Origin of the sequence: Halonatronum saccharophilum DSM 13868 (assembly GCF_000517025.1) — a bacterium.
Classification (GTDB): domain Bacteria; phylum Bacillota; class Halanaerobiia; order Halobacteroidales; family Halobacteroidaceae; genus Halonatronum; species Halonatronum saccharophilum.
The window spans coordinates 54,098-68,738 of the sequence record NZ_KI912097.1; the positions used below are offsets into that span (position 1 = coordinate 54,098).

At 33.0% G+C, this 14,641-nt stretch carries 12 protein-coding genes; 8 read left to right on the plus strand and 4 right to left on the minus strand.

The genetic code is table 11. From position 1 onward, the window contains the following. Nucleotides 1-96: 96 nt before the first annotated feature. The 4 genes from nadA (at nucleotide 97) to HALSAC_RS0111540 (ending at nucleotide 4,814) form a co-directional block, all read left to right on the plus strand. Nucleotides 97-1,008, plus strand: coding sequence for a quinolinate synthase NadA (gene nadA / locus HALSAC_RS0111525; protein WP_027340383.1), 912 nt, complete (start codon nucleotides 97-99; stop codon nucleotides 1,006-1,008). A gap of 13 nt (nucleotides 1,009-1,021) precedes the next feature. Next, entirely contained in the window at nucleotides 1,022-2,641 is a 1,620-nt protein-coding gene (nadB, locus tag HALSAC_RS0111530; protein WP_027340384.1) for an L-aspartate oxidase, read from the plus strand. After that, complete coding sequence (gene nadC / locus HALSAC_RS0111535; protein WP_027340385.1) at nucleotides 2,628-3,464, plus strand: carboxylating nicotinate-nucleotide diphosphorylase; 837 nt, start codon at nucleotides 2,628-2,630, stop codon at nucleotides 3,462-3,464. The genes nadB and nadC overlap by 14 nt, the downstream gene beginning before the upstream one ends. 339 nt (nucleotides 3,465-3,803) lie before the next feature. Next, a complete protein-coding gene (locus tag HALSAC_RS0111540; RefSeq protein ID WP_027340386.1) occupies nucleotides 3,804-4,814 on the plus strand; it encodes a PTS sugar transporter subunit IIC in 1,011 nt (336 codons plus the stop codon). 169 nt (nucleotides 4,815-4,983) lie between these two features. Here the strand turns inward: HALSAC_RS0111540 and HALSAC_RS0111545 are convergent, their stop codons facing one another. Then, entirely contained in the window at nucleotides 4,984-6,090 is a 1,107-nt protein-coding gene (locus HALSAC_RS0111545) for a tyrosine-protein phosphatase (protein ID WP_027340387.1), read from the minus strand. 179 nt (nucleotides 6,091-6,269) lie between these two features. On the opposite strand from HALSAC_RS0111545, the gene HALSAC_RS15845 reads away from it, so the two are divergent. Together HALSAC_RS15845 and HALSAC_RS0111555 are read left to right on the plus strand one after the other, a co-directional pair. Then, the gene (locus HALSAC_RS15845; RefSeq protein ID WP_035571858.1) at nucleotides 6,270-7,010 is read left to right on the plus strand and encodes an N-acetylmuramoyl-L-alanine amidase family protein; all 741 of its coding nucleotides are present in this window, start codon (nucleotides 6,270-6,272) and stop codon (nucleotides 7,008-7,010) included. Further along, nucleotides 7,007-8,242, plus strand: a complete 1,236-nt coding sequence (locus HALSAC_RS0111555) for a divergent polysaccharide deacetylase family protein (protein ID WP_027340388.1) — start codon at nucleotides 7,007-7,009, stop codon at nucleotides 8,240-8,242. Before HALSAC_RS15845 ends, HALSAC_RS0111555 begins: the two co-directional genes overlap by 4 nt. Before the next feature lie 1,120 nt (nucleotides 8,243-9,362). Here the strand turns inward: HALSAC_RS0111555 and HALSAC_RS17140 are convergent. Further along, nucleotides 9,363-9,521 carry a hypothetical protein gene (locus HALSAC_RS17140; protein ID WP_156924189.1) on the minus strand — a complete coding sequence of 53 codons (159 nt, stop codon included), beginning with the start codon at nucleotides 9,519-9,521 and terminating at the stop codon, nucleotides 9,363-9,365. Nucleotides 9,522-9,705: 184 nt separating this feature from the next. On the opposite strand from HALSAC_RS17140, the gene HALSAC_RS0111590 reads away from it, so the two are divergent. Next, nucleotides 9,706-10,422: a class I SAM-dependent methyltransferase gene (locus tag HALSAC_RS0111590; RefSeq protein ID WP_027340389.1), complete on the plus strand. Its 717-nt coding sequence runs from the start codon at nucleotides 9,706-9,708 to the stop codon at nucleotides 10,420-10,422. Between the two features lie 43 nt (nucleotides 10,423-10,465). Here HALSAC_RS0111590 and HALSAC_RS0111595 read toward each other — a convergent pair whose 3' ends face one another. After that, entirely contained in the window at nucleotides 10,466-11,728 is a 1,263-nt protein-coding gene (locus HALSAC_RS0111595; RefSeq protein ID WP_027340390.1) for a hypothetical protein, read from the minus strand. 173 nt (nucleotides 11,729-11,901) lie between these two features. Next, a complete protein-coding gene (locus tag HALSAC_RS16600) occupies nucleotides 11,902-13,122 on the minus strand; it encodes a restriction endonuclease (protein WP_051412203.1) in 1,221 nt (406 codons plus the stop codon). Between the two features lie 262 nt (nucleotides 13,123-13,384). Here HALSAC_RS16600 and HALSAC_RS0111605 point away from each other — a divergent pair, with 262 nt between their 5' ends. Next, a complete protein-coding gene (locus HALSAC_RS0111605; protein WP_051412204.1) occupies nucleotides 13,385-14,332 on the plus strand; it encodes an RNase H family protein in 948 nt (315 codons plus the stop codon). The last annotated feature ends 309 nt before the right edge of the window (nucleotides 14,333-14,641 follow it).

Consider the following 14,641-nt stretch of genomic DNA (forward strand, 5'->3'; position numbering starts at 1 on the left):
AAAGGGTGTCTTTACACTTGACATTACAAGATTACAATTATAAAATAAGAGTGATATTTTCAAATATTATGAAGATCTTACATAGGAGGATATAAAATGACTAACGAAAGTTTAGCAAATAAGATAAAGAGATTAAAAAAAGAACGCAATGCTATTATATTAGCCCATTATTATCAAAATGATGAGGTTCAAGCAGTTGCTGATTATACAGGTGATTCTTTAGGTTTAAGCCGTAAAGCAGCTAATGCTAAGGAGGATGTGATAGTATTTTGTGGTGTTGACTTTATGGCTGAAAGTGCAGCAATTCTATCTCCTCAAAAGACAGTTTTATTACCTGAGAGAAATGCTGGCTGTCCAATGGCAGATATGGTTGATGTAGAAGGGTTAAGGGAGTTAAAGAAAAAACACCCTAAAGCTAAGGTTGTCTGTTATGTCAATTCGTCAGCTGCTGTTAAGGCTGAAAGTGATATCTGTTGTACTTCATCAAATGCTGTAGATATTGTAAACAATATTGAGGCAGAGCAGATTATCTTCACTCCAGATCAGAATTTAGGCGATTATGTAAGCAAGAGAACTGATAAGGAGGTCATTTTATGGGAAGGTTTTTGTATTACTCACCATCGGGTAAGGGCAGCAGATATTGAGAAGGTAAGTAAAATCCATACTAATACACCTATAGTTGTTCATCCTGAATGTAGACCAGAGGTAGTAGAGAAAGCTGACTTTGTAGGAAGTACGGCTCAGATATTAGAATTTGCTCGTAATAGTAAAGATGAGAAGTTGATTATAGGTACTGAGATGGGTATCTTATATAAGTTAAAAGAAGAGAGTCCCCCAAAAACATTTTATTTATTAAGCCAAGGTTTAATTTGTCAGAATATGAAGATGACCTCTTTAGAGGATGTAGCCTCTGCTTTAGAAGAGATGAAGTATCAGATAAGTGTTGAAGAAGAGGTTAGAGTTAAAGCCAAGAAGGCTTTAGGTCGGATGTTGGAATTGAATAATTAATGGAGGTAAGGTTATGGTTCCAAGGTATTTGATTAACTTTGATTTAAATGAGATAAAGAAGAAGAGCTTTGACTTTATAGTTGTCGGGAGTGGAGCAGCAGGGTTGACTGCTGCTTTAGAATTGGGCCAACAAGGGCAAGTTGCTCTATTAACTAAGGGAGAAGTTAAAGAATCTAATACCAAGTATGCCCAAGGTGGGGTAGCAGCAACCTTTTCCCCTGAGGATAGGACTAGATTTCATTATAGAGACACTTTGTTGGCTGGTGATGGCCTCTGTAACCCTAAGGCAGTTAAGACTTTAGTCGAAGAGGGGCCAACAGTTATTAAAAGGTTAATAGAAGAAGGGGCAAAATTTGATAGAAAAAAAGGTAAAGTTGCTTTAACTAAAGAAGGTGGGCATAGCCATAGGCGAGTTCTTCATGCTGGTGGAGATGCTACAGGAAGAGAGTTAAGTGATTTTTTAATTTATAATTCATTATATAATAAAAACATTGAGATCTTTGAGAATACCTTTGCAGTAGATTTAATTAGTGATGAAAATGGAGTCTATGGGCTATTGGCTTATGATAAATTAAAAGGAGAGTACTTACTTTATCTGGCTAAGGCTGTTGTCTTAGCTACTGGAGGTATTGGTCAGCTGTATAAAAACACTTCTAACCCCCAATTAGCTACTGGTGATGGAGTAGCTATGGCTTATCGAGCTGGGGCTGAGGTTATGGATATGGAGTTTATTCAGTTTCACCCTACTACTCTAGCCTTAGAAGGGGCCAACAACTTCTTACTATCAGAAGCTCTTAGAGGTGAAGGAGGAATCTTAAGAAACTCTAAGGGAGAGATCTTTATGGATAGGTATCATCCTTTAAAGGAGTTGGCCCCTAGAGATATAGTAGCTAGGGCCATCTACCATCAGATGGAGAAAGAAGGGAGCTCAAATCTTTATTTGGATCTAAGTCATTTAGATAATGATTTTATTAAGGGGAGGTTTCCTACTATCTATAATAAGTGTTTAAGCTTAGGTTTAGATATTAGCAAAGATCAAATTCCAATTACACCAGCAGCTCATTATTTTATGGGGGGGATAAAGGTAGACTTATTCGGAAGAAGTTCATTAAAGGGCTTATTTGCTTGCGGAGAGGCAGCCTCCTTTGGCTTGCATGGGGCCAACCGATTGGCAAGTAACTCCCTTTTAGAGACCTTAGTCTATGGAGAGAGGGTTGCTAAAGGAGCCCTAGATTATACAAAGAAAGCTAAGATTAGGTGGGCTAGGTTGGATTTGAACTTAAGAAAGGATATTGGGGATAATATTTGCTTTAAGGATATCAGAGAAGAGTTACAAGGATTGACAGAGGAAAAATTAGGTATAATAAGGAGTAAAGAAGGTCTTAAGGAAGCTCTAGATAAGTTGGAGGATCTACTTGCGATACTAGAGAAGGATTTAAGGAAAGTTGAAGGTTTTGAATTACAGAATTTAATTACATTAGCTTATCTAATTACTAAAGGGGCTTTAATGAGAGAAGAGAGTAGAGGAGCACATTATCGTTTGGATTTTAATAAAAGCAAAGAAAGATGGAAAAGGCATATAGTGATGAAGCTAGAGCAGAGATGGGAGGAGTTAAAGGTTGAATTTGAATAAAAGAAAGATATTAGAGGTAATTGAAGGTGCTTTAAAGGAAGATATAGGTTGGGGAGATATAACTACTCAAACTTTAATAGATCCTGCTCAAAGAGGAGAAGGATCTATTTTAGTAAAGGAAGATGGAGTTGTTGGAGGTTTAGATGTTGCTAGATGGGTCTTTGAATCTGTTGATGAAAGTATTGAGTTTATTGCTTTAGTAGAAGAAGGAGTAAAGGTAGAAGCAGGTACAGTTATTGCAAAGATTAAGGGATCAACGGCTTCAATTTTAACTGGAGAGAGGGTAGCTTTAAACTTTTTACAGAGAATTTCGGGTATAGCTACCAAAGCTAATAGATACCAGTCTTTGGTTGAAGAATATGGTGTTAAAATTGTTGATACTCGCAAGACCACTCCTGGGTTGAGAATTTTAGAGAAGTATGGTGTGGCCTTAGGAGGAGCTTATAATCATCGTTTTAGCCTTTGTGATGCAGTAATGATCAAAGATAATCATATTAAAGCCATAGGTAGTATTAAAGAAGCAATAAACTTGGCTAGAAAGAGAGTTAGCCATACAACAAAGATAGAGGTTGAGGTAGAATCTTTAGAAGAAGTCAAGGAAGCTTTAGAGGCTAGGGCAGATATAATTATGTTAGACAATATGTCTCCAAAGAAGATGGAGAAGGCTGTAGGATTAATTGGAGATAGTGCAATAATAGAAGCTTCTGGAGGAATTGAAAGAAAAGATCTAGTCCAGGTGGCAAAGACAGGGGTAGATATAATCTCCCTTGGAACCCTAACCCATACGATAAATTCCTTGGATATAAGTTTGAATCTTCTTTAAATCGCATCAGAAACTAGTGTTATTTTATCTCAAGATGATGTTTAAAATTCAAAACCCTAAAGGCGTTTTTTACCACGCCCCGAAAGTGCTTTTCTTGAGGAAGTACTCTTGGGGTGCTAATTAACAGGAATTTGCACTAATACAGATTAAAATAAAATGCTTTAGAAAGTTAGTGTGGATTACTGCTTAGATAACTGCATTTTATGATTTTTAAAGATTAATTTTTAAATTTTTTATTTGTGTCCATTCGTCTACATTCGTGGTTTCAACTAGCTCTTGACTTTGATTTTAAAAGTTTAAAGGTTATTTTATTATAGAAATTTTGTGGAGGTGTGAAAAATGGAAGAGAAGAAAGGGTTTTTAGCTAGAAAGAATATAGAGTTCTCTTTAGATAGATACGGTATTAGGGCTTTAGGAGCTATGGCTCAAGGTTTATTTGCTTCTTTAATTGTTGGTTTAATCTTAGAGGTTTTAGGTAGAGAGTTAGGTATACCTGCCTTGGTTGAATTTGGTGATGTAGCTAAGGGGATGATGGGGCCGGCTATTGGTGTAGCTATTGCTTATGGACTCCAATCCCCACCTTTGGTAGTCTTTACTTCAGTAGTTACTGGTATGGCTGGAGCCGACCTAGGTGGTCCTGTAGGGGCTTTCTTAGCGGCTGTAGTAGGTGCTGAGTTTGGTAAGGCAATCTCAAAGGAGACAAAGCTTGATATAGTCTTAACCCCAGCTACAGTGATAATTACTGGATTATTGACTGCTAGATTTGTTGGCCCGGTTATTGGAGCTTTTATGACTGGGTTAGGAGAGGTTATTATGCAAGCTACTGAATTACATCCAATCCCTATGGGTATTATAGTTTCAGTTTTAATGGGTATGGCTTTAACTTTACCAATTAGTAGTGCAGCAATTGGGATAATGTTAGGTTTAAGTGGCTTAGCTGCTGGGGCAGCAACTGTTGGTTGTAGTGCTCAAATGATTGGTTTTGCAGTTATGTCATATAAGGAGAATGGATTTGGTGGTTTAATAAGTCAAGGCTTAGGAACTTCAATGTTACAGATACCTAATATCGTTAAGAATCCTTATATTTGGATACCGCCAACTTTAACCGGAGCTATATTAGGGCCAATTGCCACTACATTAATCCCTATGGAGAATAGTTCTATCGGTTCAGGGATGGGAACAGCAGGTTTAGTAGGTCAATTTGGAACTGTTGAAGTTATGGGTACAGGAGCTTTAACTCCAATTTTACTATTACATTTTATTCTTCCTGCCCTTTTGACTCTTTCTATAGCTAATATTATGCGTAAGGCAAATTTAATTAAGGGTAATGACTTAAAATTAGAATTATAACCTTAAAAGACTTGAAATAAGATTAATAAGAGGTTATAATAATAAAGGTAATTGACCAAAACTTTAAAACGCATTGCTTTTAAGAGCAGATTAAACTAGCAAAGGTTTGTTAAAACAAACTTTTGCTAGTTTTTTTATTTTTTTGAGGAGAACTAAAAAATACTAGGGGTTAACCCCTAGTATTTTTTCCACTTAAATTATCTTTTAATTTTAAGAGTTCATATTCACTTAAGCCAACTTCTTGTAAAAGATATCTATTAACCTTCTTTGGTAGATCCTCTTTAAAAGAATCACCAACAAGACCTTTAAAGGCATAGGCCAACAACTTTTCATCTCTATATTCACCAATACCCAGTCTGTTAGATTCTTGGTAATCTTTTAAGATTTCCTCCCAGCTAGCCCCCATGGTTGCAGCCAAGATAGCACCTAGAACTCCTGTTCTGTCAGTTCCAATTCGGCAATGGATTAAAAAAGGTGCCTTATTATTAGTATCTATTATAAAGTTTATTATCCTTCCTAATAATTGGGCAAATTCTTTGTTAGAAGTTAGATAATAAAAGACATCATAGTTATAACCTTTATTTGTAAAGATAATATTTCCTAGATGAGATAATTCTTTATAGTACTTAGCATGAGTAGGGATATCTTCATCAGTATCAGATAAGTTGATTATTGATTTTATCCCTTTTCTTTTAATTAATTCTCTAACTGCTGTTAGTCTCTCATCTTCTTTAGGGTGGTCAGGTCGAGATTTTTTGTAAGGATGATAAGACCTATAAAGTACGCCTTCTCCTAAATCACCACCTTTTATCTCGCGAAAATTGGCAAGTTCTTCTCTTGAAGAGTATTCTATCTTATAATCTTTGATTTTTTCATTAATTTCTTTTATCTTTTTTGCTTTATTTTTATCTTCTAATAATATGAGTTTATAGCCTCCGCTATGGCTATCATAGAATTTGTTTTCTAAAGATAACTCTTTAGGAGCTCCTAAGTACGTCTCATCATTAATTACAAATCTAAATTCAGGGTACCCAGAATTTCCTGGTATATTAATATCTTCAAACTTTTTCTCTAAAGTCCAAAGCTGATCGTTCTCTTTTTTAAGGTCCCATTTAACCTTCCAAGCAGTAAAACTTCCAATTAACTTTACACTCTTAATCTCCCTATCTCCCAATTTATCCTGATAGATTTGGGGATTAAATAAGAATATCACTTCATCCTCGTTCTTTAGATATCCTAGCTTTATAGCTTCTTCATTATAAATTAAATTTTCCATAACTATAGTAATCATCTCCTTAATTTAAGTGATTATTATAGTTATTAGCTATAACAAGATAAAAGTCCTTTTATTTAATTTTACTAATAACGCTATGCTTTATTAGTTTAAAAGTGATAATCAAAGATAGCCTTGAATAAATTTAATTTAAAGATTGATAATCTTAAGGAAGTGGAAAAGTGATTATAAAAATTTCTGAGTGGAAGATATATCTAAGTATACTTTTTATTTATTTAATTTTTTTTCTACCTAAAGAGTTGAATTTAAGTAATATTATAGTAAAGACACCACCTTTAGGCCAACGAGTAGTCGTTATTGATGCAGGTCATGGAGGTATAGATGGTGGGACCACCTATGGTGGGATACTGGAAAAGGATATCAACTTAAAGATAGCTTCAAAGTTAAAAGACTATCTTCTTGAAAAAAGTGATACTAAGGTTATTATGACTAGAGAAGAGGATATCTCCTTAGACCATCTCAATAATTACTCTAGAAGTAGACATACTCGTGATATTAGAGCAAGGATAGATATTATTAACCAAAAAGAAGTAGATCTATTTATAAGTATTCATGTAGATAATAGGTTAGGCCAACGATCTATGAGAGGCCCTGTCGTTCTTTACAGCTCTCGTCATAAGGAGAATAAGACAATTGCAGAGACATTACAAAAGCATCTAAATAATTTAGGTTACCAAGGAGTTGAGGATACAAAGCACAATATAAAGAGACGCAATGATCTTTATATACTCAAATCTCAAAATACTCCTGGGGTATTAGTAGAAGTAGGTTTTATTACAAATCCTTTAGATTGGGAGCTACTTCAAAAGACCCATTACCAGCAAGCTTTAGTAGAGGGAATCTATCGGGGAATTGAAGAGTATTTTTCTGGATTTAAGTTCTTTAAGGAGGTGAGTTTTTGATTTGTTTTTCCAGTACTAAGATAAAGTTAATTATAGTTGCTGTCTTTCTTTTATTATTAGTAGGATCCTCTTTTGCTACTTTGGTTATAAAGGGCAATGATATTTTATTTTGTGAGGAAGTAGTATCTTCCTTTTATGAGGATGATAGTTATATCTCTAAAGGCAGCGTTAGATTGAGAAATTTTTTATTATACTCTCCTTTTAGCACTGGAGTAGATTACATATTTAATACTAAGGATTATAAGGTTAAAAAGAAGGTAGAAGAAGGGGTAGAGAGGGTATTTGCTACTTCAGTTCCAGAAGGTTTATTAATAAATGATGTTGAAGAAATAATTCAAAATATCGGTTATAAAGAAGGGGTCGTTTATTTTAATCTTGCACCTAAGGTAGATAAATTTGAGGTTATGGAACATTTTTTTATTGTCAATTCTCTTTTAAAGCTAACAGCCAGTTTTAATGAGGTAGAGTTGGTTCAGTTTTTAGTTGATGGGGTGGAGAGTAACCTATCACCTTATCTAAATTTAAAAAAACCAATTAAGGCAAGAAGGACTAAAGGTGCTAAGGTAGCAATTATTATTGATGACTTTGGTAATCATGCTAAAGGGACAGAGGATATGTTTAAGTTAGACCAACAGATTACAGCAGCAGTCATTCCCTTTAAGGAGCGGTCTAGAGAGGAAGCCTTAATAGCTAAGGAGAAGGGTTTTGATGTGATAATTCATCTACCTATGGAGCCAAATAAAGGGAAGATGAGTTGGCTTGGGAGTAAACCTATATTAACATCCTTATCTGATGATGAGATTAAGAAGAGGATGGAAGCTGCTATTGAGGATCTTGGAGTAGCTATAGGGTTTAATAATCATACAGGTTCTAAGGCTACAGCAGATAGAAGAGTGATGAGGGCTGTTTTAGAGGTGGCAAAGGAGTATGATTTAATTGCTATAGATAGCAAGACCAGTGGAGAGTCTGTAGTAGAAGAGGTATGCAAAGAACTTGGAGTCAGGTATCTAGAAAGGGATATCTTCTTAGATGGTAGAAGAGATTATGGTGAGGTTAGAGATGCGACACTCTTATTGACAGGTCAGGCCATAAAAAGAGGAAGTGCTATAGGGATTGGCCATGTTGGCCCGCATGGTGGCGATGTAACAAGTAGGGTCTTAAAGGAGTTACTACCCTCTTTAGAGGAGATTGGAATCGAAGTAGTTGGGGTAAGTAAGCTGGTAGGTTATTGAATTTTGTAACAAAATCCTTCCTAAAACATAGATTGTATTAGAAGAGCTAAAAGGAGGGATAAAGGTGGAAGATTATCAAGGAGCAGGAGCACAGCCTTACTTAGGAGGAAGCTATGTCTTTGTTATCTTTTTAATTTTGATTCTATTAGTACTAGGCTTATGGTAAATTTTCACAATGTATATTGTCATAAACTGGAGGAGCTCTATTAGGGGCTCTTCTTATCTTTATATTTTTTGAAAGAAAAATTAGTAACAGTCTCTATTAATTGTGCATAAATTGTATTAAAGAAGAGGAAAGGAGTGATTAAAAATGACATGTAAAGGTGGAGTAGGAGTTTATGATCAACTTGCTTTTGTGCTCTTCTTAATCTTAATTTTATTAATATTAGGTATGTTTTAATCTACGTTAAGGAGGGGAAAAGTCTCCCCTCTCTTAAATAAAATCTTTTTTTTATCTTTTTAATTTTGATCCTATTGGTATTAGGAGCTTAGTAATCGTTTAGCAAAGTTAGGGGGAGGATAGTTTTTCTCTGCTTTGCTCTTCTACATATCCGTTTTTCTTCTCTAAAAGCCTCTAGGTTATTTAAATTGGACCAGAGGCTTTTTTAAAATATTGTAACATAACTGATTTTAAAGCATAATATATATCGAAATAAGGAAAGGGGGAAGTTAGAAGGTGGAAGAGTTACAAGGTTTAATAAGAAGATATCGTAGTGAAATAGCTTTTACTCTTTTTTTAATCTTGATATTATTAGTATTAGGAGTATGGTAAGAGCAATAAATTGAGAAAAGAGGAGGAAAAATTCCTCTTCTTTTTTATAGGATAATGATTCTAATATTTAATTATATTCAATAAAAAATGTAACAGAATTTATTTAATCACATAAACTATAGAGAAGAAGAAAGGAGGGGTGAATGATGGAAGATCTGCAAGGAGTGCTTAAAAAATATCATGGTCAGATTGCCTTTGTTCTCTTCCTAATTTTAATATTATTAATATTAGGAGTTTGGTAATAATATTAAAAAGGAGAGAAGTATTAACTCTTCTCTCCTACATATCTTCTTCTTTATTAAAAAAAGCCAAGGCAATTTTGCCTTGGCTTTTGGACTTGAAAGCAGATTAGTGTTTATACCAATCCATCATCTTTTGACTCAATTTGCCTAACATAAAGGCACCAGCTGCTACAGCTGCGACCTTAGAATAGAATCTGCTAGGATCGGTATTTAGAAGCCTTTCATCCATTCTCCTTTTTGTTTCAAAGACGGATCTAGGTCTCATTTTTTATCCTCCCTTCCAAGCTATTATTATAATTACCGAAAATAGAGCATAATATTCAATGACTAAAGAGAAGAATTTTAATTTTATGTGATTTAAATCAAAGACAAGAGGTACTATTAATGGAATAATGAGGTGAGAGTTAGTAAAAATAAATTTGAATTAATTTTATTTAGGAGGGGTTCAAATGAAATTTTATCAAGAGTTTACTAAATATTATGATGATATATTCCCTTTTAAAGAGAAAACCTATGACTTTTTAAAAGAAGATCTAAAAGAAAATGCTAGGGTATTAGATATCGCTACTGGGAGCGGAAATTATTCGATAGCGTTGGCCCAAGATGGGTATAAGGTATCGGGGATAGATTTAAGCTCTGGAATGATTAATTTAGCCAAAAGTAAATCCGAAGGTTTAGATATTGACTTTAAATTGGGAGATATGAAGGAGATATCAACTCTCTATAGTGGAGAGAAATTTGATTTTATTTTCTGTATCGGAAATTCTTTAGTGCATTTAGACAGCAGAAGGGAGATTAAAGAGGTATTAAAGAGTATATATTCTCTTTTGAAGCAGGATGGAAATTTGATAATACAAATAGTTAATTATGATAGAATATTGGATTTAGAAATAAATAAACTACCTACAATAAGTAATCAAGAAACTGGGGTTAAATTGATTAGAAATTATAAACTAGGAGTGGAAAAGGTAGAATTTGAGACGGAGTTAAAGAGCAAAGAGGGCAATTTTGAAAATTCTGTAGCTCTGCTTCCTTTAAGATCTAAAGAATTAAAGGAAATCTTAGGTGAAATAGGTTTTGATAATATAAAGTTATTTGGTGGTTTTGATAGGAGTAGCTATAAACCTTTAGAATCTTTTCCTTTAGTTATAAAAGCTAAAAGATAACATTAAATTAAAGAGGAAATTAGACATATGTCTAATTTCCTCTTTAATTTAATGTATGAGGCAAACTACGATAAGCCAAATCTATTCTTAGACTTTCATTTCCCTCGATATTATGTTCTAATTTAAATTGATTCAAGAGATTCTTCCAGTTATCATCAGACATTGACTGGTATTCCCCTTTAATTCTTTTAAGGCGTAATTCTTTTAATGAAGGATATTTCTTCTCTAGGTTTTGGCTCATCTGAAAGCTCCTTTCGTTAACTTTAAATTTAAGTTGATTATTAATATCGGTTAAGGTGGAGTACTTGGCTATCGTCCACAAGGTTTTTATTCTTATTTCTGGATCTATTAGAACTTCATTTTTTAAGATTTGAAGTGGTTTAGAGTAAGAGTCAATCTTCTTATTGAACAGGTGCCAAATGAAATTATTCAAGGCTAGCTCATCCTTGCTTATATCAATAATATTCAACATATGTATCATTTTACCTTCTTTTTTAGCAAATAAAATCCCAAACTCTTTATTTAAAAAGCTTAAGGGTATGCTTTTACCTGGAGGGTAATATAGTAATACAGCTATTACTTTCTTTAATTGTAGGTACTTTTTAGGGAAAAATACTTCTAGAAGGTCAAATATTATTTCTTGATCTTTCTTAGTTAACCATTTTTTAAAACTATCATTTAACATTAAATTTTCACTCAATAAGCTTTTTTTATTACTATAGTAAAGGATACAATTTAATAATTGTTCAGATGAAATCTCACTTTGGTTGATATCTTTTAAATAATCCAAAAGCATTATTTTTCGTGCTTTTTTATTACTTTCATTTAATCTATCCAAGTATGCAAAAGATAGTACTAAGTAAGTAGAGAAGGGAACTTTAATTGTTGCTCTTTTATTTTGTGTAGACAAATTAATCTTTTTAACTTTTTTAGTAAAGGGTAGAGATTTTTTTTCTTTGCCTTTGAATTTTTTGCTTAAGATATTTCTTAGATCCCAAGGGAGGTGGCAGAATTCTTTATCTTCATAAATCAGCCCTGTCTTCCTTAGTTCTTCATATACCTCTTGGTCTAAACTATTTTTATTAATTGATTGGGTCAATGTTAACCTTTTGATTAAATCTTTTGACTTAGAAGATAGGTTTTCATTGATTATATAATCTAGATAATTAGGGTTTAGTAATTTTTGACTTATCTTTTTACTTATCCATCTTTTTGAGAATTTGGGATCAAAACAAATATTATGCTTATTGGAGATAAGAGATAGATTCTTTTTATCGCTTCTCTCTAAATATTCTAGCAAGTTCATAATAAAGCCTCCTTTATTAAATCTTAGTTACTATAATATTTATGCATTATTATAGCTCTACATTACTCTTAATATGGAGGCTTTATTATAACAGAGTATAAAGTGTGATTTTATTACTGGTAATCAGTCATAAGTTAAAAGATTTGGAAACTGTAGTTCTTGATTTTGTCTGATTAAATTGGATCTATTATCTCTTCAAGAAAGATGGATACTTTGGAGAGCTCTTTGCTTAAATTTTCTCTATTCCAAAGGGTAACTTTATTTCCTTTGCTTCGGGCCAACTCAATGGCAGCAGGGCTGAAGTGACTATTTGTAACTATCATAGCTCCGTTACATTCATAATAAGCTCTTGCACTTAAAACCTCTTGCACTGCTTTATTTCCAACATTACCTTTATACCTCTTAGCTTGAATTACTATCTTATCATTTTCTTTTTCTATTATTAAATCTGCGCCTTGGTCTCCACGACACCCAATTAAGGTTGTTTTATAACCTAGTTTTGTAAATAATAATTTAAGGAATAATTCAAATTCTTCCCCAGAAAGTTGATCAATAGTTGAGAGGGTAATAGGAGTCACCTTCTTTGTTCTTCCTTCTGCCATAGCTCTATAAATAGATTGAGCCTCTCTTGTAAGGGATATATATTCAATTTCCTCTTCAATCTTTATTTCAAGCTCCTCTTCATCTAAGGAAATATCCAGATTTTTAGCTAATTCTTTAAGATAGCTTATATAACTTAAATCATCTTCAAAGGTATTTACATATGCAGTGGCTAAATCTGAAGTTGATCCGCCGTTTTTGAGGTGAAGGTTTTTTTCAAAAAAGTAATCATAAAAATCTTTCTGTTTTTCAATTTTTAGAATAGACATTATTGAGCTAAGTGCTTTATCTCTACTGATTTTTATATTCATCTTATCTAAGATATAAATTAAAGCCTTAAGGTCCTTTTCATAATCATCCTCTTCTTTTAGGGGAATACGAAAGGAGGTTGATAACCTTCCTCTAATAAAGGAGAGGATAAGTTCTTCTAAGATTAGATTTACTAATACATTTTTTCTAAGAGTAATATCTTCTTCTTTTAAATTTTTTTGTAGAGAAGATAAATTTTTAGAGATACCCTCTATCTCATCTAAGTTTTCAGGACTACTATTAAAAAAATAATCGATAAATTTTTTAATATGGGGTCGGGCCAAGTCTATATGCCTCTCTTCTTCTTTAGCCTTTTGCTTTCTAGCTACAAATATAGCTCCTATTCCAGTTACTAAAAGGGTATGATAGGGGTAGAGAACCAGCGAAAAACCTATTGTAATCGCAAGAATAGAAGCTAAGGTGAGAAGTAGATACTTGCGAACTGGACTTAAATCAAAGCTAAAGTTTGAAAAATAATCAATCATTCAAATCAACTCCTGTTTTTAATAGTTGTTAGCCGATAGTTATACCACTAAATTATTATCTCCAAGTGATTAATTTCTATACATTTTATAAATGAGGGTTATAAGTATTATATTGCTATATCATAAAAGACCTGCAGGGAAAGTTTCTAATCAAACTTGATAAATAAAGCATCTATGGTATAATTATTTTAATTGCAAAAATAGAATAATTTACTTTCAGTTTGGGATTTAATATATTTAAATAGAGCTTAGGGAGGTTTATATGGAATATAAATATGAAGATAAACTAAGGGAGAAGACTGGTGGATTTATAAAAGAGTTGAAGAAAGAAGGTCTTAAAGGTGAGATTGATCAGATAAGAGATTATATGTTAAAGCTTGCTATTAGAGATGAAAAGAAATCTTATGGAAGGTTAACAATCTATTACAGCCCTACCAAGGATGCTTATACTTTAAAAGAAAATGAACTAACAGGTGAAAAAATCTATAATCAATTAAGATCTATTTGGACTGGGGCCCCTATCAATAATCTATATAAAGCCTATGTAGATGGTTCTTATATTAATGGTGGAATAGGTTATGGTATTGTGATCTTAAAAGGAGAAGAAGTGGTAGAAGAGCTATTTGGTCCAGTCACCAGTCCTTTAGCCCAAAGTTCACGTCAAGTTGGTGGAGAGTTGGTAGCTGTAGAAGAGGCTTTAAAGTGGTGTAAGAAGAAAGGGATAAAAGAGTTAGAGGTATATTATGATCTAAAGAATATAAAAAAGTGGGCAACTGGAGAATATAAAGCAAATATTCCTTTGACTAAGAATTTTAAGTCCTTTATCGATAAATCTAGAATTAAGATTACTTGGCATAAGGTTAAAGCCCATTCAGGGGTTAAATGGAATGAGCGAGCCGATGAACTAGCAAAGAAAGGCGCAGGAGAGGTTAAGGGAGGAAAGGGTAATAAGCTAGTTAAAGACCTTGAGCAGAAGGCAGAGGAGTTTACAGATTATATACAAAGGAGAGGTTTCTCAGCAACTTTTAAGGGTATATATAATAGTAACTGTGCAAAATTAGCTATATCAACAGGAGTTGATGATATAGGACATATGAATATTTATAATACTAAAAAGTTGAGTCTAATTCCTAAGTATCATGAACTAGTAGATAAGTCTTATCAAGATGAGTTAGAGAGTCTTTGGAAGTCTTTTGTAATAGATTGCTAATTTGTTTTCAAAAAAACCTAGCTTTTCAAAAGAAAAATTTAATAATTTAAGTATTTATGATAAAATATTACTAAAGGAATTTGTGTTAATTATCTTTACTGGTTATTAGTACAAAGGAGGGTGCTTATGGGCGATGAAGTTATGTCTCAAGAAGAGATTGATGCATTGCTTGAAGAAATGAAGAATCAAGATTGAGTTTGGGCAAAGATAATATTTACAGCAAACAACTTAAACTTATTCTTAACTTTTAGAAACTGTACTTAGATATATTTAAGTACAGTTTCTTTCTTGAAAGTTATAATGGTTATT